General features: G+C 42.0%; 23 protein-coding genes and 1 pseudogene. All 24 read left to right on the top strand.

The annotated features are described in order from the left end of the window. Positions 1-127 precede the first annotated feature (127 nt). The 24 genes and pseudogenes from RSK81_RS06435 (at position 128) to RSK81_RS06320 (ending at position 22,343) form a co-directional block, all read left to right on the top strand. The gene (locus RSK81_RS06435; RefSeq protein WP_315686230.1) at positions 128-1,798 is read left to right on the top strand and encodes a formate--tetrahydrofolate ligase; all 1,671 of its coding nucleotides are present in this window, start codon (positions 128-130) and stop codon (positions 1,796-1,798) included. Positions 1,799-1,874: 76 nt separating this feature from the next. Further along, positions 1,875-2,407, top strand: a pseudogene (locus tag RSK81_RS06430) (GNAT family N-acetyltransferase). Beyond that, a complete protein-coding gene (locus RSK81_RS06425; protein ID WP_315686228.1) occupies positions 2,404-3,015 on the top strand; it encodes a DUF5052 family protein in 612 nt (203 codons plus the stop codon). Before RSK81_RS06430 ends, RSK81_RS06425 begins: the two are co-directional and overlap by 4 nt. 3 nt (positions 3,016-3,018) lie before the next feature. Continuing rightward, a complete protein-coding gene (locus tag RSK81_RS06420; RefSeq protein WP_315686227.1) occupies positions 3,019-3,672 on the top strand; it encodes a DNA alkylation repair protein in 654 nt (217 codons plus the stop codon). Then, positions 3,669-4,193 (top strand): GNAT family N-acetyltransferase, encoded by a 525-nt coding sequence (locus tag RSK81_RS06415; RefSeq protein WP_315686226.1) that lies wholly within the window; start codon positions 3,669-3,671, stop codon positions 4,191-4,193. Before RSK81_RS06420 ends, RSK81_RS06415 begins: the two co-directional genes overlap by 4 nt. 183 nt (positions 4,194-4,376) lie before the next feature. Beyond that, a complete protein-coding gene (locus tag RSK81_RS06410; protein ID WP_260468519.1) occupies positions 4,377-4,502 on the top strand; it encodes a hypothetical protein in 126 nt (41 codons plus the stop codon). A 189-nt stretch (positions 4,503-4,691) separates the two neighbouring features. Continuing rightward, complete coding sequence (locus tag RSK81_RS06405; RefSeq protein ID WP_315686224.1) at positions 4,692-5,768, top strand: aspartate-semialdehyde dehydrogenase; 1,077 nt, start codon at positions 4,692-4,694, stop codon at positions 5,766-5,768. Between the two features lie 82 nt (positions 5,769-5,850). Then, complete coding sequence (gene dapA, locus RSK81_RS06400) at positions 5,851-6,786, top strand: 4-hydroxy-tetrahydrodipicolinate synthase (RefSeq protein WP_002902934.1); 936 nt, start codon at positions 5,851-5,853, stop codon at positions 6,784-6,786. A gap of 59 nt (positions 6,787-6,845) precedes the next feature. Continuing rightward, the gene (locus RSK81_RS06395) at positions 6,846-7,445 is read left to right on the top strand and encodes a hypothetical protein (protein ID WP_002900332.1); all 600 of its coding nucleotides are present in this window, start codon (positions 6,846-6,848) and stop codon (positions 7,443-7,445) included. Between the two features lie 243 nt (positions 7,446-7,688). After that, complete coding sequence (locus tag RSK81_RS06390; protein ID WP_002895476.1) at positions 7,689-8,027, top strand: ATP cone domain-containing protein; 339 nt, start codon at positions 7,689-7,691, stop codon at positions 8,025-8,027. A gap of 141 nt (positions 8,028-8,168) precedes the next feature. After that, a complete protein-coding gene (ylqF, locus tag RSK81_RS06385; protein WP_247908542.1) occupies positions 8,169-9,020 on the top strand; it encodes a ribosome biogenesis GTPase YlqF in 852 nt (283 codons plus the stop codon). Further along, entirely contained in the window at positions 9,007-9,771 is a 765-nt protein-coding gene (locus tag RSK81_RS06380) for a ribonuclease HII (RefSeq protein ID WP_247908544.1), read from the top strand. Before ylqF ends, RSK81_RS06380 begins: the two co-directional genes overlap by 14 nt. 17 nt (positions 9,772-9,788) lie before the next feature. Then, the gene (locus RSK81_RS06375; RefSeq protein WP_061595181.1) at positions 9,789-10,631 is read left to right on the top strand and encodes a PRD domain-containing protein; all 843 of its coding nucleotides are present in this window, start codon (positions 9,789-9,791) and stop codon (positions 10,629-10,631) included. Then, complete coding sequence (locus RSK81_RS06370) at positions 10,607-11,173, top strand: sugar O-acetyltransferase (protein ID WP_061595182.1); 567 nt, start codon at positions 10,607-10,609, stop codon at positions 11,171-11,173. Before RSK81_RS06375 ends, RSK81_RS06370 begins: the two co-directional genes overlap by 25 nt. Before the next feature lie 118 nt (positions 11,174-11,291). Beyond that, the gene (gene dprA, locus RSK81_RS06365) at positions 11,292-12,134 is read left to right on the top strand and encodes a DNA-processing protein DprA (protein WP_247908548.1); all 843 of its coding nucleotides are present in this window, start codon (positions 11,292-11,294) and stop codon (positions 12,132-12,134) included. Positions 12,135-12,218: 84 nt separating this feature from the next. Continuing rightward, on the top strand, positions 12,219-14,312 hold the full coding sequence (gene topA / locus RSK81_RS06360) for a type I DNA topoisomerase (RefSeq protein WP_247908550.1): 2,094 nt from the start codon (positions 12,219-12,221) through the stop codon (positions 14,310-14,312). A 60-nt stretch (positions 14,313-14,372) separates the two neighbouring features. Then, the gene (locus RSK81_RS06355) at positions 14,373-14,873 is read left to right on the top strand and encodes a phosphoribosylanthranilate isomerase (RefSeq protein ID WP_315686220.1); all 501 of its coding nucleotides are present in this window, start codon (positions 14,373-14,375) and stop codon (positions 14,871-14,873) included. Beyond that, positions 14,870-15,814 carry a hypothetical protein gene (locus RSK81_RS06350; RefSeq protein WP_227969405.1) on the top strand — a complete coding sequence of 315 codons (945 nt, stop codon included), beginning with the start codon at positions 14,870-14,872 and terminating at the stop codon, positions 15,812-15,814. Before RSK81_RS06355 ends, RSK81_RS06350 begins: the two co-directional genes overlap by 4 nt. A gap of 100 nt (positions 15,815-15,914) precedes the next feature. Further along, positions 15,915-17,249: a methylenetetrahydrofolate--tRNA-(uracil(54)-C(5))-methyltransferase (FADH(2)-oxidizing) TrmFO gene (gene trmFO / locus RSK81_RS06345; protein ID WP_315686217.1), complete on the top strand. Its 1,335-nt coding sequence runs from the start codon at positions 15,915-15,917 to the stop codon at positions 17,247-17,249. Between the two features lie 115 nt (positions 17,250-17,364). Further along, positions 17,365-18,189, top strand: a complete 825-nt coding sequence (locus tag RSK81_RS06340; RefSeq protein WP_227969404.1) for an alpha/beta hydrolase — start codon at positions 17,365-17,367, stop codon at positions 18,187-18,189. Between the two features lie 32 nt (positions 18,190-18,221). Next, on the top strand, positions 18,222-18,962 hold the full coding sequence (locus RSK81_RS06335; protein ID WP_315686216.1) for an esterase family protein: 741 nt from the start codon (positions 18,222-18,224) through the stop codon (positions 18,960-18,962). Between the two features lie 12 nt (positions 18,963-18,974). After that, positions 18,975-20,141, top strand: a complete 1,167-nt coding sequence (locus tag RSK81_RS06330; RefSeq protein WP_315686214.1) for an acetyl-CoA carboxylase biotin carboxylase subunit family protein — start codon at positions 18,975-18,977, stop codon at positions 20,139-20,141. Between the two features lie 222 nt (positions 20,142-20,363). Continuing rightward, positions 20,364-21,332, top strand: a complete 969-nt coding sequence (locus RSK81_RS06325; protein ID WP_002906568.1) for a thiamine pyrophosphate-dependent dehydrogenase E1 component subunit alpha — start codon at positions 20,364-20,366, stop codon at positions 21,330-21,332. 18 nt (positions 21,333-21,350) lie between these two features. After that, positions 21,351-22,343 (top strand): alpha-ketoacid dehydrogenase subunit beta, encoded by a 993-nt coding sequence (locus RSK81_RS06320; RefSeq protein ID WP_125382234.1) that lies wholly within the window; start codon positions 21,351-21,353, stop codon positions 22,341-22,343. Positions 22,344-22,489: the final 146 nt, after the last annotated feature.

Raw genomic sequence — 22,489 nt, 5'->3', positions numbered from 1 at the left:
AACATCATGCAATTGATTACAAAGTTGACATTTAAAAACCGAACATTAAAATCTATTTAGAGCTTAATCATGTAGATTTTGCTCTTTTTTGTTATAATTTTTATATTAATTGATAGAGGAGTTCTTGATGAAAACAGATATTGAAATTGCTCAAAGTGTTGAATTGCAGCCTATTGTTGATGTAGTGAAAAAAGTTGGCATCGACTATGACGACTTGGAACTATATGGTAAATACAAGGCCAAGCTCAGCTTTGATAAAATTCGTGAGGTTGAAAAAAATCCTGTTGGCAAACTGATTTTGGTAACAGCGATTAATCCGACACCTGCCGGGGAAGGTAAGTCTACCATTACCATTGGACTAGCTGATGCGCTCAATAAAATTGACAAGAAAACTATGATTGCCATTCGCGAACCATCTTTGGGGCCTGTGATGGGTATCAAGGGAGGAGCTGCTGGCGGTGGTCATGCACAGGTCCTACCCATGGAAGATATCAACTTGCATTTTACTGGTGATATGCACGCCATCACGACTGCTAATAATGCCCTGTCAGCTCTCATTGATAATCATCTTCATCAGGGAAATGCTCTGGGAATCGATCAGCGCCGCATTATCTGGAAACGGGTGGTTGACCTGAATGACCGGGCTCTTCGCCATGTGACTGTTGGCTTAGGAAGTCCAGTTAACGGTATTCCACGCGAAGATGGCTTTGATATTACCGTTGCTTCTGAAATTATGGCGATACTTTGCCTAGCTACGGATATTGAAGATTTGAAAAAGCGCTTGGCTAACATCGTTATTGGTTATCGCTATGACCGTACACCAGTCTATGTTCGTAACCTTGAGGTAGAAGGAGCCTTGGCATTAGTCTTGAAAGATGCGATTAAACCAAATCTGGTTCAGACTATTTACGGGACACCAGCCTTTGTTCATGGCGGGCCTTTTGCCAATATCGCTCATGGCTGTAACTCTGTTTTGGCGACCAGCACAGCGCTGCGTTTGGCTGATTATACAGTGACTGAGGCAGGGTTTGGAGCGGACCTTGGAGCTGAAAAATTCTTGGATATTAAAACTCCAAACTTACCAACCTCTCCTGATGCAGTAGTCATTGTCGCAACCCTTCGTGCTCTTAAGATGAATGGCGGCGTTGCGAAAGATGCTCTGACAGAAGAAAATGTTGAGGCGGTACGAGCTGGCTTTGCCAATCTCAAACGTCACGTTGAAAATATCCGCAAGTTCGGTATTCCAGCGGTAGTAGCCATCAATGAATTTGTTTCAGATACAGAGGCTGAAATTGCTACGCTTAAGGAACTTTGTGCAGAAATCGGGGTACCGGTTGAGCTTGCTAGTGTATGGGCTGATGGCGCCAAAGGTGGTGTTGCTCTGGCTGAGACTGTAGTCAAAACCATTGCTGAAGAGCCTGCTCATTACATTCGCCTCTATGACAATGATCTCTCTATTGAAGAAAAAATTGAAAAAATTGTCACAGAAATCTATCGTGGTTCGAAGGTGAACTTTGAGAAAAAAGCGCAGACTCAGATTCGCGAAATTGTCAAAAACGGCTGGGACAAGCTACCAATCTGTATGGCCAAAACACAGTATAGCTTCTCTGACAATCCTGCTGCTCTGGGGGCGCCAGAAAACTTTGAAATTACCATTCGTGAACTGGTACCAAAACTTGGAGCGGGCTTTATCGTGGCTTTGACAGGAGATGTCATGACCATGCCAGGATTGCCAAAACGTCCTGCGGCACTCAATATGGATGTGGCGGCAGACGGCACAGCGATTGGTCTATTTTGATCTTGGTTTAAAAGGCTCTTTACGAGTCCTTTTTGGTATAATAGTGAAAATAATGAGAATAGAATATGGAGTCAACATGAACATCAGATTAGCAAAACCATCAGATGCTGCGACCTTACTTGCTATTTATGCGCCTTATGTAGAAAATACAGCCATCACTTTTGAATATGAAGTGCCTACTATTGAGGATTTTGCAAATAGGATTGAGAAACATTGGAAAAATATCCTTATCTAGTAGCGGAAGAAGACGGTTTAATTTTAGGTTATGCCTATGCTTCGACCTATTATGCGCGTGCCGCCTATGATTGGGCGGTGGAATTGTCCGTCTATGTCAGTCAAGATGCTAGAGAAAAAGGAGTCGGCAGTAAACTTTATGATAAGCTTGAAGACCTGTTAGATCAGATGGGATATATGCATTTTCTAGCCTGTATTTCTCTGCCAAATGAAGCTAGCCTGGCTTTGCATCGAAAAAGAGGCTACCAGCAGGTGGCGCATTTCCCTAAAATTGGCTATAAATTTGAGCGTTGGCATGACATTGTTTGGCTGCAAAAGTCCTTAGACAAGCAAGCTGGACCAATTAAACTTTTAAAAGAAATGGAGTGGAAATGATGAAAAAGAAACATCTATTAATAACTCTTCTAAGCATTACCCTTTTGACCTTGAGCGGTTGTCAGTCCGTTGAAAATTGGTTCAAAAATGCCAAAGAGGAATGGTTGGGGTTGGAGATGACGGTTCGCACCTATGATGAGAATTCCCAACTCATAGACCAGATGTCGGGGAAGTCCCTGTCCATCTCGCGTAACGAGGAATTTGATTCAGTTGATGAAGAAGGAAATTCTAAAGAAGACTCTTCTGTGCTCAAAATCACCTTGGGTAAGTATGAGATTGACCATGTGGGCTCTTCCTTGATTGCAGAAGAAAAGGGATTGAAAGATGTGTTTGCCCAGTATCAAAAGACTGCAGATGTTGAGGAGAACAGTCATGCAGTTCCCGTTTTAAATCGCATGATTTCAGCCTTTAAAAACGACTTTACCGGAAAGAAAAAGGTCATTTTGATTCGCTCTCAAAACGGCACTCCGTTGGCTGCCTATGCTGGAGACCGTGTTTCTCTAGATAAATCCGATGCTCCTAAAACCTCTGAGTTGCTGATTGACGGCAAACGTCTCGTGATTTACCGCTGCGACTACACTATTTATGACCGTGAATTGCTGGAGTAAGATATGAATGTAGAGGAATTGGTAAAAGAGTTAAAAGCTTTAGCTAACCCAGATGATGTGGTGGCTATGAAAGCCTATATGAAAAATAAATTTGAGTTTCTAGGAGTCAAGACTCCAGCCAGAAGGAAGCTCGCAAAGGCTTTTTTCAAACAGCAGACTGACTCCGTTATTGACTGGAATTTTATAAATGAAGCTTGGAATAATCCCTATCGAGAATTACAGTACGCTGCACTAGACTATCTGGAAAGTCGCAAGAAATTATTGACTCCATTTGACTTGCCACGTTTGAAAAAGCTGGCCCAAACGAAATCTTGGTGGGATACCATAGACTTTTTGGACCGCTTGGTCGGATTCATTATTGCCAGATTTCCAGAAACCAAAGAGATTATTTTATCCTGGAGTTGTGATGGGGATATCTGGCTACGGCGCTTAGCTATCGATCATCAGCTATTGCGAAAAGAGAAAACAGACACGGAGCTCTTGGAGAATATTTTAGTAAATAATCTGGGCCAAACTGAATTCTTTATTAACAAGGCCATCGGCTGGGCGCTGAGAGATTATTCCAAAACCAATCCAGACTGGGTCAGAGATTTTATCGAGCGACATCAGGCGGAAATGGCTGGACTTAGTATTCGAGAGGGAAGAAAGTATTTATGAAACATATTTATTTAAAATATCTGGAAGAGAAGGATTACTCGGTTTGGCTTGAAGGATTTTCCAATAGACTTCCTTCCCAATCACCTTTTGATGATGGGCTTTTAGATATGACAATTTGTACAGAAAGTTGGTTTGCGGATTTGGTGGCTAAGCACCGCGATTTCCGAGAGAAAGACCAGCAGTATATTTGGGGTATTTATGATGCAAAAAGCGGAAATCATGTAGGTATGGTTAATTTATTTGTGCTAGCTAGAGACGATTTTCAATGGGCGGAAATAGGTTATACGATACATAATCAATTTTGGCGTCAGGGCTACGCCAGAGCTATGCTAGAAGAACTCAAGAAAGTCAGTCGCGAACTAGGATTTCATCGTTTAGAAGCACATGTTGATCTACAGAATATCCCTTCGCAAAAATTACTAGAGCAATCTGATTTCTATCTTGAAGGAGTACGGAAACAATTCCAAAAAGAAGGTCAGGAGTGGAAAGATAGACAAGTTTTTGTTTATATTTTAGATTAAATACCTTGACAAAACGGAAAAAGATAAGGTAAACTATGTTTCGTGCGATGAGTCGATATGCAGTTTTTCTGCAAATTGAAGCATGGGAGGTCATAACGCAGGAGCGGACTTTGATCAGTTGTGTGAACCTGCTGATCACACGAAAGTGCCCTTATCCCCAGTCTACGGATTGGGGATTTTTCTATGTCTCTTAGAGTGGCAAGACCATTAGTCGCAGCCGAGCTTAGAGACATTGATACTGAGACGGTCGACGTCGTGAGTGCTATTGCTCTTGACGAAACGAGTCCGCAGGAGGAAATTGAGTCATAGAGCAGTGGATACAGTTTTGTTCGTGAGAACAAAAACTGTAAACCTTGAAAGTTCTCATAGAGAGGCATGAGTGTTAGTGTGTTTTATCAAAATATCGCACTTATATTCTTCAGAAATATTTGCATTTTCCCTTAAAAATAGTATAATACTAACAATAAAAATTTTTTGAAAATTTAGAGAGGTTATCGCATGGGATATACAGTTGCTGTAGTAGGTGCCACTGGTGCCGTTGGATCTCAAATGATTAAAATGCTGGAAGAATCTAGCCTTCCAATTGATAAAATACGCTATCTGGCGTCTGCTCGTTCAGCTGGTAAAGTTCTCCAGTTCAAAGGACAAGACATTACCATCGAAGAGACGACTGAGACGGCTTTTGAAGGTGTAGATATTGCTCTCTTTTCAGCTGGTGGTTCTACCTCAGCAAAATTCGCTCCTTACGCAGTCAAAGCTGGAGCAGTAGTGGTCGATAACACCTCTTATTTCCGTCAAAATCCTGATGTTCCTCTGGTTGTTCCAGAAGTCAACGCCCATGCCTTAGATCAGCACAAGGGAATTATCGCTTGCCCTAACTGCTCGACAATTCAGATGATGGTGGCTTTAGAGCCTATTCGTCAGCAATGGGGGTTGGAGCGTATCATCGTGTCTACCTATCAAGCTGTTTCTGGTGCAGGTATGGGAGCCATTCTTGAAACCCAAGCTCAATTGCGCTCTGTTCTCAATGATGGTGTAAATCCTAAGGACGCAGAAGCCAATATCCTGCCATGTAGTGGTGATAAGAAGCATTATCCTATTGCCTTTAATGCCTTACCTCAGATTGATGTCTTTACAGATAACGACTATACTTACGAAGAGATGAAGATGACCAAGGAAACTAAGAAAATCATGGAAGATGATTCTATTGCTGTTTCTGCGACATGTGTCCGCCTTCCAATCTTGTCTGCCCACTCAGAGTCTGTCTACATAGAGACTAAGGAAGTTGCACCTATTGATCAGGTAAAAGCAGCAATCGCAGACTTTCCTGGTGCTGTTCTGGAAGATGATGTAGCTCATCAGGTTTATCCGCAAGCGATCAATGCGGTTGGTAAGAAAGAAACCTTTGTTGGCCGGATTCGTAAGGATCTTGATGCGGAAAAAGGAATCCATATGTGGGTGGTTTCAGACAATCTTCTTAAAGGAGCAGCTTGGAATTCTGTTCAAATCGCAGAGACACTGCATGAGCGTGGTTTAGTTCGTCCAACAGCAGAAGTTGTTTTTGAATTAAAATAAAGTGACCAAGGAAACTTGACAGCACAGGGTTGAATAATCGTTCTTTCAACCCTCTTTTCGTATAATAAAGAGAGGTAAGTTTATGGCGTATGCGGATCTGAAAAACTGTAAAATCATCACAGCTTTTATTACTCCTTTTCATGAAGATGGTTCCATCAATTTTGAAGCTATTCCAGACTTGATTGAGCACCTTTTGGCGCATCATACGGATGGGATTTTGCTGGCTGGAACGACTGCTGAAAGTCCAACACTGACACACGATGAAGAGTTGGAGCTATTTGCGGCAGTTCAAAAGGTTGTCAAGGGGCGCGTTCCTTTGATAGCTGGTGTTGGTACCAATGAAACGCGCGACTCTATCGAATTCGTCAAAGAAGTAGATGAATTTGGTGGTTTTGCTGCTGGCCTTGCCATTGTTCCCTATTACAACAAACCTTCTCAAGAAGGGATGTATCAGCACTTTAAAGCTATTGCGGATGCTTCAAACCTGCCTATCATTATCTATAATATACCTGGACGGGTAGTTGTTGAGATGACACCTGAGACTATGCTAAGGTTGGCAGAACATCCAAATATTATCGGCGTTAAAGAATGTACCAGTCTGGCGAATATGGCCTATCTGATTGAGCATCGTCCAGAGGAGTTTCTAATTTATACTGGTGAGGATGGCGATGCCTTTCATGCTATGAATCTGGGGGCTGATGGAGTTATTTCAGTTGCTTCTCACACAAATGGAGATGAAATGTTTGAAATGCTGGATGCCATTGAGCACAATGACATCAAAAAAGCAGCAGCTATCCAACGGAAATTTATCCCTAAAGTCAATGCACTGTTCTCTTATCCAAGTCCAGCCCCTGTCAAGGCAGTCCTTAATTACTTAGGATTTGCAGCTGGTCCAACCCGCTTACCTCTTGTGCCTGCACCCGAAGAAGATGCCAAACGCATTATTAAGGTCGTGGTTGATGGCGATTACCAAGCAACCAAAGAGACTGTTAAAGGTGTTCTGAGACCGGATTATTGATTTATAGAAGTAGTTTTAGGATTGACATAATAAAAATAATAAAGAAAGAATTGAAAATTGTGACAGAAAAACATAGTGAACGAATTGAGGAGTATAAGGATAAGCATAGACTGGAAAAACTTGAGGGCAAAAAAGTTTATGATAAGCCAGTTATCCGAACTGGTGATAAGGCAGGTTGCTATGGTTCAGGATTGATTTTACTTGGATCTGTTTTAGGAATTATTTATTTACTTCTAATACTGATAACGGACTGGGATTTGAAACTTTTCTCTTTCATCTGGGAAACACTTGCTGCGTTAGGGATAGTTTTCAGTCTCTTTGGAGCTTTTAAAATCGGTCAGTTGGAGCTGCACAGTTTGTCAATGGTGGCTGACAAAGAGAAAAATTTTGAAATTGATAAAGCTTTCAATCTTTATAACATCATTCACAAACCAACAAAGAAAATTTTACTTCAATATGATAGTGAGGATGATAGTTTAATTTCTCTGAATGCTGGAGGAGAGTTATTAGTTGAGCTCTTAAAGAGAGTTGAAGAAGAAAAATTGTCCTTTAAGGCTATTAACAAAACATTGAGTTTAGAAGAAGTATCTGAAAATCATTGGAAAATGCACTATCGTTATAAAAGACAGGACATAACATTAGAGAAATCCGATACATAGTGTTTGGCTTGTTATTTTAGTTGTATTGACTTAAACTGAAAAGTGAATTCAGAATCTGATAGTTTTTGAAGAGCATATAAAAAAGGAAGCATCCTTTGAAAAATATTGGAAAAAATTATATAATGTTAAGGTGTGGTCTAGCTTTCAGAATTCTTTTTGAGCAGACTATAGACGACTGGACTGGCAGCAGTCATGTTAGAGTTTTACATTAGATTAGAAATATATAATATAAAAGGAGTTTTTATGCAAGTTATTAAACGGAGCGGTGAGGTTGTAGAATTTGACCCAGATAAAATCTATCAAGCAGTTTTAAAGGCAGCACAGACTGTCTATGTGTTGACAGATGATTTGCGTCAGAATTTAGCGCAGGTTACAAAGAAAGTGGTTCTGGATTTGGAAGAAGCTAAGGTTGAACGTGCGACGATTAGCATGATTCAGTCCATGGTTGAAAGTCGCCTCTTGGGTGCAGGTTATATTACTATTGCTGAGCATTATATCTCCTATCGCTTGCAGCGCGATTTAGAGCGCAATGGCTATGGAGATCATATAGCTGTGCATCTGCATTTTGAACAGGTAAGATAAAGTTAGAAAGCCCGCTGGGGCTTTTTTTGCTCTTGAGGTGGAGAGTATCACTTTAGAATTCACCCGCTTAAATCCTAGAAATATGTTAAAATAGTTAAAGATATAAAATTTTATCAATGATATTCGTTGAAAGGATAAATTATGGCAACGATTCAATGGTTTCCGGGGCATATGTCTAAGGCACGGAGACAGGTACAGGAAAATATTAAGTTTGTTGATTTTGTGACAATACTGGTTGATGCGAGACTTCCTTTATCCAGTCAGAATCCTATGTTGACTAAGATTGTGGGCGATAAACCTAAGCTTCTGATTTTAAACAAGACTGATTTGGCAGACCCTGTTCGTATTAAGGAATGGCAGAGTTATTTTGAAAGTCAGGGGATTCCGACTTTATCTATTAATTCCAAAGAGCAATCTGCTGTTAAAAAAGTTACAGACGCTGCTAAGAAGCTTATGGCTGATAAATTGGCGCGTCAGAAAGAAAGAGGAATTCGCATCGAAACCCTGCGTACCATGATAATCGGTATTCCCAATGCCGGAAAATCAACCCTCATGAATCGCTTGGCAGGTAAGAAAATTGCCGTTGTAGGGAATAAGCCAGGTGTGACCAAGGGGCAGCAATGGCTCAAGTCAAATAAAGACTTGGAAATCTTGGATACACCAGGGATTCTCTGGCCTAAGTTTGAAGATGAGACGGTTGCTCTCAAGCTTGCCCTGACTGGTGCTATCAAGGATAATCTGCTGCCTATGGATGAGGTGACGATTTTTGGCCTCAATTATTTCAAGGAGCATTATCCTGAGGAGCTGATAGCACGCTTCAAGCAGCTGGATCTTAGCCAGGAAGCGCCTGACATGATTATGGATATGACCCAAAAACTTGGCTTCCGCGACGACTATGACCGTTTTTACAGCCTTTTTGTCAAAGAAGTCCGCGATGGCAAGTTAGGTCGTTATTGCTTGGACACGGTTGGAGAACTAGATGGCAACGATTAAAGAAATCCAGCAACGTTTAGAGTTAGTGACTGATTTGGCTGATCCTTTTCTTGCAGAAGCAGCTAATGACCAGCGGAGCGGAGTTCAAAAGGCGATTGAAAAGCGTAAAAGAGCCATTCAGGCGGAGTTAGATGAGGATTGTCGTCTGGAGCAGATGTTACGATATGAAAAAGAGCTTTATCAAGCCGGCTATCGGGCGATCGCTGGGATTGATGAGGTCGGTCGTGGTCCTCTAGCTGGACCAGTTGTCGCTGCAGCTGTTATCTTACCTCCAGGATGTAAGATTAAGGGGCTCAACGACAGTAAGAAGATACCTAAGAAAAAGCATCAAGATATCTATCAAGCAGTCATGGATAAAGCTTTGGCAGTGGGAGTTGGCCTGATAGACAATGAGATTATTGATCAAGTCAATATCTACGAAGCGACCAAGCTTGCTATGAAAGAGGCTTTGTCTAAGCTTTGTCTCAAGCCAGATTATCTGCTGATTGATGCTATGAAGTTAGATATCGATATTCCGCAAGAGTCTATCATCAAAGGAGATGCCAATTCTCTGTCTATCGCAGCAGCCAGTATTGTGGCTAAGGTTACTCGGGATAAGCTGATGACAGACTATGACAAGGAATTTCCTGGCTATGATTTTACGCAAAATGCCGGTTATGGCACTAAGAGCCATTTGCAGGGATTGGAACGAAACGGCGTAACTCCTATTCATCGCAAGACATTTGAACCAATAAAATCCATGTATGAATAGGCACGAAGAGGTGAGGCATGCTTATCAGTAAAATCTTAAACAATAATGTGGTGATTTCTGAAGAAAACCAAGAAGAAGTTATTCTAATGGGACGAGGACTGGCCTTTGGTCGAAAAGTTGGCCAGGAGATTCCAGATGAGCTGATTGAGAAAAAGTATGTCTTGTCAGAAAATAGACGCCAGCTTCTGATGGAGTTGCCAGTAGAGGTCATGGAAATGTCGGATAAGATTATTTCTTTCGCAAGGGAGAAACTGCAGAAGAAGCTCAAAGACAGTGCTTTTCTGGCGATGGCAGATCATATCCACGGAGTCTTGCTGCGCTTGGAAGATGATATTTATCTCAAGAATTTCCTCATGTGGGATATTAAACGCTTTTTTCCTATCGAGTTTGAGGTTGGTCAGTATGCCAAACAGCTTTTGAGTGCTTATGTCAACAAGGAACTTCCAGATGATGAAGCAGCTTTTATAGCGCTGACCTTGGTCAATGCAGAGCTGGAAAATGGCGACGGAACTGCGCGTGATTTGACTATGATGATGGAGGAAATCATGACCATTGTCAAGTACAGTTTGGAAATTTCTTTAGACGAGGAAGACATATACCTTGAGCGCTTCATGACCCATCTAAAATTTTTCTGTGAGCGAGTCCTGACTAATAGCGGCAATCGTGACTTGGAGGACAATGAAATGTTTGACTTACTTAAATGTAAGTATCCCTTGGTCTATGAAACCACTAGGAAGATTGCTGAATTTTTAAAGCAAACCAGAAATTACCAAACATCAGAGGATGAACAACTTTACCTGACCATCCATTTGTCACGCATGAAAAGGAGGATGCCATGCAAAGCGAATACGAAAAAATGATTGCTGGAGAGATTTACCGACCACAAGACGAAGATTTAAGAAAAATTAGAGCCCGATCCAAAGAATTTCAATATCGTTTTAACCAAGAGCAAGACAGCGACAAGAGAAGTGCTATTATCAAAGAATGGTTTGGCTGCACAGGAGAGAATCTTGCTATGAAGCCTGATTTGGTCTGTGATTATGGAATCAATATTCATCTAGGCGAGAATTTTTATTCTAACTGGAATCTGACTATGCTGGACGTTTGCCCGATTCGCATCGGAGACAATGCCCTGCTCGGTCCTAATTGCCAGTTTCTGACGCCTCTTCATCCGCTTGATCCAGTGGAAAGAAATTCCGGAATTGAGTACGGAGCCCCAATCACTATTGGTGATAATTTCTGGGCTGGCGGCGGTGTGACGATTCTGCCAGGCGTGACACTAGGAGATAATGTGGTAGTCGGAGCAGGTGCGGTTGTTACCAAGTCTTTTGGCGACAATGTAGTCTTGGCTGGTAATCCAGCGCGAATTATTAAGGAAATTCCTGTTCATAAAGAGTGTTAAAGGCAATGGGCAAGGGAACCGGCTATTGACAACATCATATTAAATAAAATCGTAAAGAAGGAACTGTACTGCAGTTCTTTTTTTGAACTTTTTACGAATAAGAAAGTGAGGTGAAAAAATGAATAATTTTGAGATTTATAAAATGAAAAAAGCTGGTTTGACTAATCATCAGGTTTTAAATGTTTTGAGATATGCTGAGAGTAGAGATGGCAAGCTTTCTCTGCGAGATAAGGCTGTCGTATCTGAGTGCCGCAATCCTGCACTCTTTATAGAGAAATACAAGAGGCTTGATTTACCAGCTTTGAAGGAAGAATTTGAACTTTTTCCGTCCTTTTCTATCTTGGATGATATTTATCCTTGGGATTTATGTGAAATTTACGATGCCCCGACTTTGTTATTTTATCAGGGAAATCTAGATCTACTAGAATTGCCAAAAGCCGCGGTCGTTGGTAGTCGAGACAGCAGTAAGCAAGGAAATGCCTCTGTACAAAAGATTGTCAAAGAGCTAAATAATGAACTGGTTATCGTCAGTGGCCTGGCTCGTGGGATTGATACAGCGGCTCACATGGCTGCCCTGCAAAACGGAGGTCAGACCATTGCTGTCATTGGTACTGGATTAGACGTCTTTTATCCTAAGGCCAACAAAAAACTACAAGCTTACATTGGAAAAAATCATTTATTGCTGACAGAGTATGGTCCAGGTGAACAGCCTTTGAAATTTCATTTTCCAGAGCGGAATCGTATCATCGCCGGTCTCTGTCGAGGCGTCATCGTGGCAGAAGCTAAGATGCGCTCAGGCAGCCTGATTACCTGTGAGCGAGCCATGGAAGAAGGGCGGGATGTCTTTGCTATTCCGGGGTCAATTTTAGATGGAAAATCTGACGGTTGCCATCATTTGATCCAAGAGGGTGCAAAGTGCATCACATCAGGCTCTGACGTCCTTTCAGAGTTTGATTTTTAAAACAAGTTTTCCTATAAGAAAAGTTAGCAGTTGACATCTATCAAAAAATAGTTTAAACTCTATGAGATTTATTTCTTATAGAAGGTGTCTAAATTGGTAACAAAAACAAAGAAAAAGTCTACGACCCAAAAAAATCTTGTCATCGTAGAGTCGCCTGCTAAGGCAAAAACAATAGAAAAATATCTGGGACGAAACTACAAGGTTCTGGCCAGTGTCGGGCATATTCGTGACCTGAAAAAGTCTACTATGTCCATTGATTTTGAAAACAACTATGAGCCGCAATACATCAATATTCGTGGCAAAGGTCCGTTGATTAATGACTTGAAAAAAGAAGCTAAGAAAGCTAAGCAAGTCTTTCTGGCAAGTGACCCGGACCGCGAAGGAGAAGCTATTTCTTGGCATCTGGCCCACATTCTGAATCTGGATGAGAAAGAGAAAAACCGCGTAGTCTTTAATGAAATCACCAAAGATGCAGTCAAGAACGCTTTTAAAGAGCCGCGCCAGATTGATATGGATCTAGTCGATGCGCAGCAGGCTCGTCGAGTTTTGGACCGCTTGGTGGGTTATTCCATTTCTCCTATTCTTTGGAAGAAAGTCAAAAAAGGCTTATCAGCTGGTCGGGTGCAGTCTGTCGCGCTCAAGCTGATTATCGACCGTGAAAATGAAATCAATGCCTTCAAACCAGAAGAATACTGGACAATTGACGGAACCTTCAAGAAAGGAACTCGTCAGTTTCAGGCCAGCTTCTATGGTATGAATGGTAAAAAGATGAAGCTGACTAACAACGATGAGGTCAAAGAAGTCCTGTCTCACCTCAAGGGTGATGACTTTACAGTCGACAGTGTCGAAAAGAAAGAGCGTCGACGCAATGCTCCGCTGCCCTACACGACTTCCTCTATGCAGCAGGATGCCGCTAATAAGATTAATTTTCGGACTCGTAAGACCATGATGGTGGCTCAGCAGCTCTATGAAGGGATTAATATCGGTTCTGGCGTACAAGGTCTGATTACGTATATGCGTACCGACTCGACTCGTATCAGCCCTGTGGCGCAAAATGAAGCAGCAAGCTTTATCACGGATAAATTTGGCGCCAAATATTCCAAACATGGCAGCAAGGCCAAGAACGCTTCTGGCGCTCAAGATGCCCATGAGGCCATTCGTCCTTCCAGCGTTTTCAATACTCCAGAAAGCATCGCAAAGTATCTGGACAAGGATCAGCTTAAGCTCTATACGCTGATTTGGAACCGTTTTGTAGCCAGTCAAATGACAGCAGCAGTCTTTGATACTATGAATGTTAAGTTGGGGCAAAATGGTGTCCAATTTGCCGCCAATGGCAGTCAGGTCAAGTTTGATGGCTATCTGGCTATTTACAATGACTCAGACAAGAATAAAATGCTGCCAGATATGGAAAAGGGTGATACAGTCAAGCGAGTCAATACCAATCCAGAACAGCACTTTACCCAGCCACCTGCTCGTTATTCTGAAGCGACTCTCATCAAGACTTTAGAAGAAAATGGTGTTGGTCGGCCATCTACCTATGCACCGACCATTGAAACTATTCAGAAACGATATTACGTTAAGCTGGTTTCCAAGCGCTTTGAGCCGACCGAACTAGGGGAGATTGTCAATTCATTAATTGTCGAATTCTTCCCAGGCATCGTAAATGTGAAATTCACAGCTGAGATGGAAGCAAAACTGGATGATGTCGAAGTTGGAAAAGAGCAGTGGCAGAAGGTTATTGACGAGTTTTATCGACCTTTTGAAAAAGAAGTGACTAAAGCCGAGACCGAAATGGAGAAAATCCAAATTAAGGATGAGCCAGCCGGTTTTGACTGTGAGGTCTGTGGTAGTCCCATGGTCATTAAGTTAGGTCGATTTGGCAAGTTCTACGCCTGCAGTAATTTCCCAGACTGCCGTCACACTCAGGCTATCGTCAAGGAAATCGGCGTGACCTGTCCACAGTGCCAAAAAGGTCAAGTTATCGAGCGTAAGACTAAGCGAAATCGCATTTTTTATGGATGTGATCGTTATCCAGACTGTGATTTCACATCTTGGGACAAGCCGGTTGGACGTAACTGTCCAAAATGTGACCATTATCTGATTGAAAAGAAAGTTCGTGGTGGCGGCAAGCAAGTGGTCTGCAGCAATGGCGATTATGAAGAAGAAAAAGTGAAGTAGACAATTTTACATAATTTATATTACGTAAAATATTTTCTCTTGGAGAAGAGGTGCAGCTTTATGACAGATAAATTTGCAGAATTTCTAAAAATCGCGTCTCAACTGAACAAGATGGGAATTGTTCCACTGCTGATGGGCTCCTTGGGGCTGGAGCAGGTTACTGGTCAGGACTGGCAGGCGCGGGATATTGATATTCATGTTCATGGTGATGAGCGTGGCTGGGAAGCACCAGACGAAGAGCGTATTTATGATATGGATAAGATTGAACCAATGATGGACCGCTTGGGCTATCGTTTTGTTGATTTGCACGAGCATGAATTTCAAAAAGAAGATCTATCTATTGAGTTTGGTGTCATAGAAACCTTGGAGGCTTTTTCAGGTGTGCCGTTAGAGAAGCTGACTCGAAAAGAAGTTGGAGGTGTTGAATTTCTACTGCCGACTGCGGAGCAGTTTTTGGCTATCTACCGTGCTTCTTCACAAGATTCTTACCGAAATGATAATAACAATCATAAGGATTTTGCTAAGATTGCTTACTTGGAGGAGATGTTAAAAGCAAAGTGATTAAGAAAATAATTAGTGTACTGTTTTCTATTCTCGCATTATTTATTTTGTCAGCATGCAACAACAGTGTAGATCATGATTTAAGTAGTACGGCTATATCAAATATTAGTTCCGTAATAGAAGCTGCAGGACTAGAAGCAGAAGGATACTCGACTGCTGATACTTTTGGCTATCAGGGATTTCCGTTTTACATTGAAGGAAACAAAAAATTTGTTGATGTCTATGTGGATTTTGAAAAAGATTATGTTCAGAAAACTCCAGTCCTCAGATACAACTCGAGACTTAAAGAAGTTGAGAAGAAAATTTTCTTTGGTTTGGCCAAGAAAAAAGTCTATCGTTTAGAAATGGAGTATGTTTCTGGCGATGACAATTATGATAGACTTGAAGAAGCTTACAATAAGTTGCTTCAAAGTGATAGCTTGGCTTCTACATTTTTGAGTGAAGATATGATTAGACAGCTTTATTTAAAAAACTCAATTGAATTGCACTCCTTTGACTCGGGATATTCTTTGGTGCCAAAAGAAGAATATAGTGGCAACCCAGAAACTCATCTTGAAGAGCAAGAGAAAAGGGAAGCAATTTTGAAGAGGGATGTCAAAGAACTAACTCCGTTAATCAAGGACTTAGACCTAAGTAGGGAAAAAAATCTAGTTGAAGATGTGATTGTTCGTAATCGCGATATACTCTTAAAAAGAGTTGCTGACAATCATTCGACTTTTAGTATTCATATAAGCGTTGATATAGAACAAGTACGAAAACAAAACCTACAACTAGCTAATGAAGATATTGACAATTGGACAGACTCTGATTTTGAATACTTACTTGCTCAAATACTTCAAATCGATAAACTACCTAGGAATACAGAAGTGGGCTTTGGCATAAGTTACGAAGACAATAAGCATCTGTATGCTTATAAGTCATACAGCTTCAATAAACAATGATTTTCGAAAGACATTCAGGAATCCTCCTGTCTGTCTTTTTTACTTTGTTTTTGTTATAATGGTCAGAGTGAAAATCTAGAAATATCCAAGGGAGAGTATCATGTCATCATCCTATATCAATGTTATCGGTGCTGGTCTGGCTGGCAGTGAAGCAGCTTACCAGATTGCCAAGCGTGGCATCCCAGTCAAACTCTATGAAATGCGGGGTGTCAAATCAACTCCGCAACACAAAACATCGGACTTCGCAGAACTGGTCTGCTCCAACTCTCTGCGAGGCGATGCGCTGACCAATGCAGTTGGCCTACTAAAAGAAGAAATGCGACGGTTGGACTCGGTCATTTTAAAGTCAGCAGAGGCGACTCGGGTACCAGCAGGTGGTGCCCTAGCAGTTGATAGAGAAGGCTTTTCGCAGCTGGTGACGGAGCTAGTGACTAACCATCCATTGATTGAGGTCATTCGCGAAGAAATCACTGAAATTCCAGAGGATGCTATTACAGTCATTGCAACTGGCCCCTTGACTAGCGATACTTTAGCAGAAAAAATCCACACGCTCAATGGAGGCGACGGTTTTTATTTCTACGACGCAGCAGCGCCAATCATTGATGTCAATACCATTGATATGACCAAGGTCTATCTCAAATCCCGCTATGATAAGGGCGAAGCTGCCTATCTCAACGCGCCCATGACCAAGCAAGAATTTATGGATTTCCATGATGCTTTGGTCAATGCCGAAGAAGCACCGCTTAATTCCTTTGAAAAAGAAAAATACTTTGAAGGCTGCATGCCTATTGAAGTTATGGCCAAGCGAGGCATTAAAACCATGCTTTACGGTCCGATGAAGCCGGTAGGTTTAGAATATCCAGATGACTTCCAAGGGCCTCGAGATGGTGAATATAAGACGCCATACGCTGTAGTGCAGCTTCGTCAGGACAATGCAGCAGGTAGTCTTTACAATATCGTTGGCTTCCAAACTCATCTCAAGTGGGGCGAGCAAAAGCGGGTCTTTCAGATGATTCCTGGTCTGGAGAATGCAGAATTTGTCCGCTATGGAGTCATGCACCGAAACTCTTATATGGACTCTCCAAATCTGCTTGAACAGACTTTCCGCTCTAAGAAACAGCCAAATCTTTTCTTTGCAGGTCAAATGACTGGAGTTGAAGGCTATGTCGAGTCAGCAGCTTCTGGCCTAGTTGCTGGTATCAATGCCGCTCGACTCTTCAAGGGAGAAGAAGCACTTGTTTTTCTAGAAACAACAGCTATCGGCAGCCTACCACATTATGTTACCCATGCTGACAGCAAGCACTTCCAACCCATGAATGTCAATTTTGGCATTATCAAAGAGCTGGACGGCCCTCGGATTCGTGATAAGAAGGAGCGCTATGAGAAAATCGCTGAGCGAGCCTTGCAGGATTTACAGCCTTATTTGGATAAATAATCTATTTTCTATCATTATCTAATAAAAATCATCAAAAAGTTAGGGAATTCCTAACTTTTTTGTTTAATTTGTGATATAATAAATAAAAATTTTGAAAATAGAAAGTTTTCTGAAAATGAATAAATCCTATTTTTACCTTGAAATGAAAACACATGAGTTGGTCGTTCCTTATACCAAACAGAAACGTCGTGTTCGCGTCTTGCTTCCAAAGAACTATAGTCAGGACACAAATAAGTCGTATCCCGTCGTTTATTTTCACGACGGTCAAAATGTTCTCTATAGCAAGGAGTCTTTCAGTGGCCATTCGTGGAAAGTTATTCCGACAATCAAGCGTAATCCAGATATTGAAAAAATGATTGTCGTGGCTATTGACAACGATGGCCAACGGCGCATGAATGAGTATTCAGCTTGGAAGTTCCAAGAGTCCAATATTCCCGGTATTCAGTTTGGTGGTAAGGGAACGGAGTATGCGGAGTTTGTCATGGAAGTCGTCAAGCCTTTCATTGACCAGCATTATCGGACCAAGTCGGATCGGCTGCATACAGCTATGATTGGTTCCTCTCTTGGGGGAAATATCAGTCAGTTTATCGGTGTTGAATACCAAGATCAGATTGGCTGTCTGGGAATCTTTTCATCAGCAAATTGGCTGCATCAGGAAGCCTTTGACCGTTATATTGAGAGAAAAAAACTTCAGGCTGACCAGCGAGTTTTCATTTATGTTGGGACAGAAGAGGCTGATGATACAGATAAGACATTAATGGCTGGCAACATCAAGCAGGCCTATATTGATTCATCGCTCAGCTATTTCCGACAGTTGCTCGTGTCTGGGGTAGATTTGTCCAATATTCAGATTAAGATCCAGTCTGGAGCTATTCATAATGAAATCGCTTGGGCAGAGCACTTGCCAGACTGTTTCCGTTTTATCAGCGAGAAATGGTAATCTAGTCAAACAGTGAGAAAGAGGTAAAAACTATGCATGTAGAATTTTTAAGTCATTGGAGCGGCAATCTAGGCCGAGAAATGTATATCAATCGCTATGGCCATGCTGGGCTCCCGATTATAGTCTTTGCATCATCAGGCGGCAGCCATAATGAATATGCTGACTTTGGTATGATTGAGGCCTGTGCAGGTTTTATTGAGGCTGGTAAGGTCCAATTTTTCACTCTCAGCAGCATTGATAGCGAGAGCTGGTTGGCGGACTGGAAGCACCCACACGATCGAGCAGAAATGCATCGTGCCTATGAGCGTTATGTCATCGAGGAAGCTATTCCTTTCGTCAAGCATAAGACAGGCTGGTTTGACCCTATGATGACGACAGGCTGCTCCATGGGAGCTTATCATGCTGTTAATTTCTTCCTGCAGCATCCAGATGTTTTCAATAAAGTGATTGCCCTCAGTGGTGTCTATGATGCACGTTTCTTTGTTGGTGACAATTTGAATGACGAAGTCATTTATCAAAACTCTCCAGCAGACTATATCTGGAACCAAAATGATGGCTGGTTTATTGACCGCTATCGACAGGCCGATATTATCGTTTGTACTGGCTTGGGTGACTGGGAGCAGGATGGCCTGCCTTCCTTCTACACGCTGAAAGAGGTTTTTGAGCATAAGAATATTCCAGCTTGGTTTGCTGAATGGGGCCATGATGTTTCCCACGACTGGATTTGGTGGCGTAAGCAAATGCCGTATTTCCTTAATGAACTCAATCTTTAAAGGAGGTTTCCTATGAATTATATCGTTATTTCTCCCTACTATCCGCAAAATTTTCAGCAGTTTACCGCGGAACTGGCTAACAAAGGAATTACTGTTCTGGGAATCGGTCAGGAGCCTTATGACCAGCTAGACCAGCCTTTGAAGGATTCATTGACTGAATACTTCAGAGTAGAAAATCTTGAAAATCTTGACGAAGTGAAAAGAGCTGTTGCCTTTCTCTTCTACAAGCATGGACCTATCGATCGGATTGAGTCTCATAATGAATACTGGCTGGAACTGGACGCTGAGTTGCGTGAGCAATTTAATGTCTTTGGAGCAAAACCAAAAGACTTGAAAAAGACCAAGTTCAAATCAGAGATGAAGAAGCTCTTTAAAAAAGCAGGTGTTCCAGTCGTTCCAGGTCAGATTGTCAACACAGAAGCTGGGGCAGATTTGGCTGTCAAGAAACTTGGTCTGCCTTTGATTGCCAAGCCTGATAATGGAGTGGGAGCAGCTGCGACCTTCAAGCTGGAAACAGCAGAAGATGTCGAACGATTCAAGCAAGAATGGGATCACCAGACAGCTTATTTCTTTGAAAAGTTTGTCCAGTCTGGCGAGATTTGTACCTTTGACGGTTTGGTAGATAAGGATGGTCAGATCGTCTTTGCAACCACCTTTGATTATGCTCATACACCGCTGGATTTGATGATCTATAAGATGGATAATTCCTACTACGTCCTCAAGGATATGGATCCAAAACTGCGTGCTTATGGAGAAGCGATTGTCAAAATCTTCGGTATGAAAGAACGCTTTTTCCATATTGAGTTCTTCCGCGAAGACAATGATTATGTAGCCATTGAGTACAATAACCGTCCAGCAGGCGGCTTTACCATTGATGTCTATAATTTCGCTCACTCAATCGATCTTTACAGAGGGTATGCAGCGATTGTAGCAGGAGAGCCTTTCCCAGCTGCCCACATGGAGCCTTTGTTCTGTCTGGCAACCTCGCGCCGTGCATCGACAAACTATGCTTACCCTGAGGCTGACTTGCTGGAGAAATACAGAGATAACTTCAAGGTTAAAAAAGACATGCCAGCTGCATTTGCGGAGCTGCAAGGTGACTACCTCTATATGCTGACAACACCAAGCCGTGAGCAAATGGAGCAGATGATTGCAGATTTTGCTAAACAGGCAGATTAATCAGAAGCTTGCTCTGCAATTATTTTCGTATAACAGTTTCAAAATAGTAAAAACTACTCTAGCACAAAAAGTTTGTGAAATTTCTATTTTGAGCTCTGGAACCAGTTTATCCAATGGATTGACTGGTTTTTCTTTGTGAAATATAAGTGAGCAAAAGTTTTGACAGTGCTTACAGCTTTAGATAGAATTAAATAGAAGAATTATGCTTAGAAAGGCAAAAAAATGGCAACTTTAGATAAAGATCTTTTGTTAGAGATGTTCCGTAAGATGGAAGAAATCCGTCGTATGGACTTAAAAATTGCTCAACTTGTAAAAAAAGGAAAGGTTCCTGGGATGACTCACTTCTCAGTAGGTGAGGAAGCAGCTAATGTCGGTGCTATGCTGGCCTTGAATGAGGATGATTTGCTGACTTCTAACCACCGGGGACACGGTCAAGCTATCGCCAAAGGAATCAATCTAAATGAAATGATGGCTGAAATCCTAGGGAAATACACCGGTACCTGTAAAGGAAAAGGTGGTTCTATGCACATTGCTGACCTAGATGCTGGAAATCTTGGTGCTAATGGTATCGTTGGCGGCGGCATGGGAATCGCTGTCGGAGCAGCTCTGACCCAGCAAATGCAAAAGACAGGTAAGATTGTTGTCTGCTTCTTTGGTGATGGTGCTACCAATGAGGGCGTCTTCCACGAAGCAGTCAACATGGCTTCTATCTGGAATCTACCAGTTATTTTCTATTGTATCAATAACGGCTATGGTATTTCTGCTGACATCAAGAAAATGACCAATGTAGAGCACATCCACGAGCGCAGCGCAGCTTATGGCATTCCAGGTATGTTCATCGAAGATGGCAATAATGTTCTGGATGTTTACGAAGGCTTCCAAAAGGCTGTCGAACATGTTCGCAGTGGTAAAGGACCTGTCTTGATTGAGAGTGTGACTTATCGTTGGTTGGGACACTCGTCTTCTGACCCAGGTAAATACCGTACTCGTGAAGAAGTAGAAGAATGGAAGAAGAAAGATCCAATCGAAAATCTTCGTAAATACTTGCTGGAAAACAAGATTGCAAGCGAGGAAGAGCTGGAAGCTATCCAAGCTGGAGTCAAAGAAGCAGTAGAAGCGTCTGTAAAATTCGCAGAAGAAAGCCCATTCCCACCGCTTGAATCTGCCTTTGAAGATATTTACGCAGACTAAAGAGAGGAGAAAAAGAAAATGGAAACTAAAACTATGTCTTTTCGTGACACCATTATCCTCGCTATGTCTGAGGAAATGCGTCGCGATGAAAATGTACTCTTGATGGGAGAAGATGTCGGAGTCTTTGGTGGAGATTTCGGAACATCTGTTGGTATGCTGGAAGAGTTCGGTCCAGAGCGTGTACGTGACTGTCCAATTTCGGAAGCAGCTATTTCTGGAGCAGCAGCTGGAGCAGCTATGACAGGGCTGCGTCCAATCGTAGACATGACCTTTATGGACTTCTCTGTAATTGCCATGGATGCTATTGTAAACCAAGCCGCTAAAACGCGCTATATGTTTGGCGGAAAAGGTCAAGTGCCAATGACTGTCCGTTGTGCAGCTGGTAATGGAGTTGGCTCTGCTGCTCAGCACTCGCAGTCTCTAGAGTCTTGGTTTACCCACATTCCAGGGCTTAAAGTAGTTGCTCCAGGAACTCCGGCTGATATGAAGGGGCTTCTCAAGGCTTCTATCCGAGACAACAACCCGGTCATTATCCTGGAATACAAGTCTGAATTTAACCAAAAAGGCGAAGTACCACTAGATCCTGAGTATGTAATCCCACTCGGTGTAGGTGAAATCAAAAAAGAAGGTACCGATGTAACAGTTGTTACCTACGGAAAAATGCTTCGCCGTGTCATGCAGGCAGCGGAAGAATTGTCAGAAGAAGGCATCTCTGTAGAAGTGGTCGACCCACGTACATTGGTGCCGCTTGATAAGGATATTATCATCAATTCTGTTAAGAAGACTGGTAAGGTTGTTCTGGTTAATGATGCCCACAAAACAAGTGGCTATATCGGAGAGATTTCAGCGATTATTTCTGAGTCTGAAGCATTTGACTATCTAGATGCGCCAATCCGCCGCTGTGCAGGTGAAGATGTGCCAATGCCTTATGCACAAAACTTGGAAAACACGATGATTCCGACCGTTGAAAGCATCAAAGACGCTATTCGGAAGACATATCATAAAGAATAAGGTATAATAAAGAAAAGGCTTTCTTATGAATTAGATTACATAAATTATTTTATGTAATCTAATCTTGTGTAGAGGGTCAAAGTAGCTAAAATTTTATTAATTGCAGATAATCGTTATTCGGACCGATTTTATCCGATGAGCGAATT

The organism is Streptococcus sp. DTU_2020_1000888_1_SI_GRL_NUU_041A (assembly GCF_032387735.1).
Taxonomy (GTDB): Bacteria; Bacillota; Bacilli; order Lactobacillales; family Streptococcaceae; genus Streptococcus; species Streptococcus sanguinis.
Note: the sequence above shows the minus strand (reverse complement) of the source record. Positions and strands in the feature narration are given on the sequence as shown.

Bases quoted from the DNA above. Each gene is read 5' to 3' on its own strand.
- RSK81_RS06380 (WP_247908544.1), top strand. From the start codon at position 9,007: ATGGCAACGATTAAAGAAATCCAGCAACGTTTAGAGTTAGTGACTGAT.
- RSK81_RS06420 (WP_315686227.1), top strand. From the start codon at position 3,019: ATGAATGTAGAGGAATTGGTAAAAGAGTTAAAAGCTTTAGCTAACCCA.
- ylqF (WP_247908542.1), top strand. From the start codon at position 8,169: ATGGCAACGATTCAATGGTTTCCGGGGCATATGTCTAAGGCACGGAGA.
- RSK81_RS06355 (WP_315686220.1), top strand. From the start codon at position 14,373: ATGACAGATAAATTTGCAGAATTTCTAAAAATCGCGTCTCAACTGAAC.
- RSK81_RS06340 (WP_227969404.1), top strand. From the start codon at position 17,365: ATGAATAAATCCTATTTTTACCTTGAAATGAAAACACATGAGTTGGTC.
- RSK81_RS06370 (WP_061595182.1), top strand. From the start codon at position 10,607: ATGCAAAGCGAATACGAAAAAATGATTGCTGGAGAGATTTACCGACCA.
- RSK81_RS06320 (WP_125382234.1), top strand. From the start codon at position 21,351: ATGGAAACTAAAACTATGTCTTTTCGTGACACCATTATCCTCGCTATG.
- dprA (WP_247908548.1), top strand. From the start codon at position 11,292: ATGAATAATTTTGAGATTTATAAAATGAAAAAAGCTGGTTTGACTAAT.
- RSK81_RS06390 (WP_002895476.1), top strand. From the start codon at position 7,689: ATGCAAGTTATTAAACGGAGCGGTGAGGTTGTAGAATTTGACCCAGAT.
- dapA (WP_002902934.1), top strand. From the start codon at position 5,851: ATGGCGTATGCGGATCTGAAAAACTGTAAAATCATCACAGCTTTTATT.
- RSK81_RS06425 (WP_315686228.1), top strand. From the start codon at position 2,404: ATGATGAAAAAGAAACATCTATTAATAACTCTTCTAAGCATTACCCTT.
- RSK81_RS06405 (WP_315686224.1), top strand. From the start codon at position 4,692: ATGGGATATACAGTTGCTGTAGTAGGTGCCACTGGTGCCGTTGGATCT.
- trmFO (WP_315686217.1), top strand. From the start codon at position 15,915: ATGTCATCATCCTATATCAATGTTATCGGTGCTGGTCTGGCTGGCAGT.
- RSK81_RS06330 (WP_315686214.1), top strand. From the start codon at position 18,975: ATGAATTATATCGTTATTTCTCCCTACTATCCGCAAAATTTTCAGCAG.
- RSK81_RS06415 (WP_315686226.1), top strand. From the start codon at position 3,669: ATGAAACATATTTATTTAAAATATCTGGAAGAGAAGGATTACTCGGTT.
- RSK81_RS06410 (WP_260468519.1), top strand. From the start codon at position 4,377: ATGTCTCTTAGAGTGGCAAGACCATTAGTCGCAGCCGAGCTTAGAGAC.
- RSK81_RS06435 (WP_315686230.1), top strand. From the start codon at position 128: ATGAAAACAGATATTGAAATTGCTCAAAGTGTTGAATTGCAGCCTATT.
- RSK81_RS06335 (WP_315686216.1), top strand. From the start codon at position 18,222: ATGCATGTAGAATTTTTAAGTCATTGGAGCGGCAATCTAGGCCGAGAA.
- RSK81_RS06325 (WP_002906568.1), top strand. From the start codon at position 20,364: ATGGCAACTTTAGATAAAGATCTTTTGTTAGAGATGTTCCGTAAGATG.
- RSK81_RS06375 (WP_061595181.1), top strand. From the start codon at position 9,789: ATGCTTATCAGTAAAATCTTAAACAATAATGTGGTGATTTCTGAAGAA.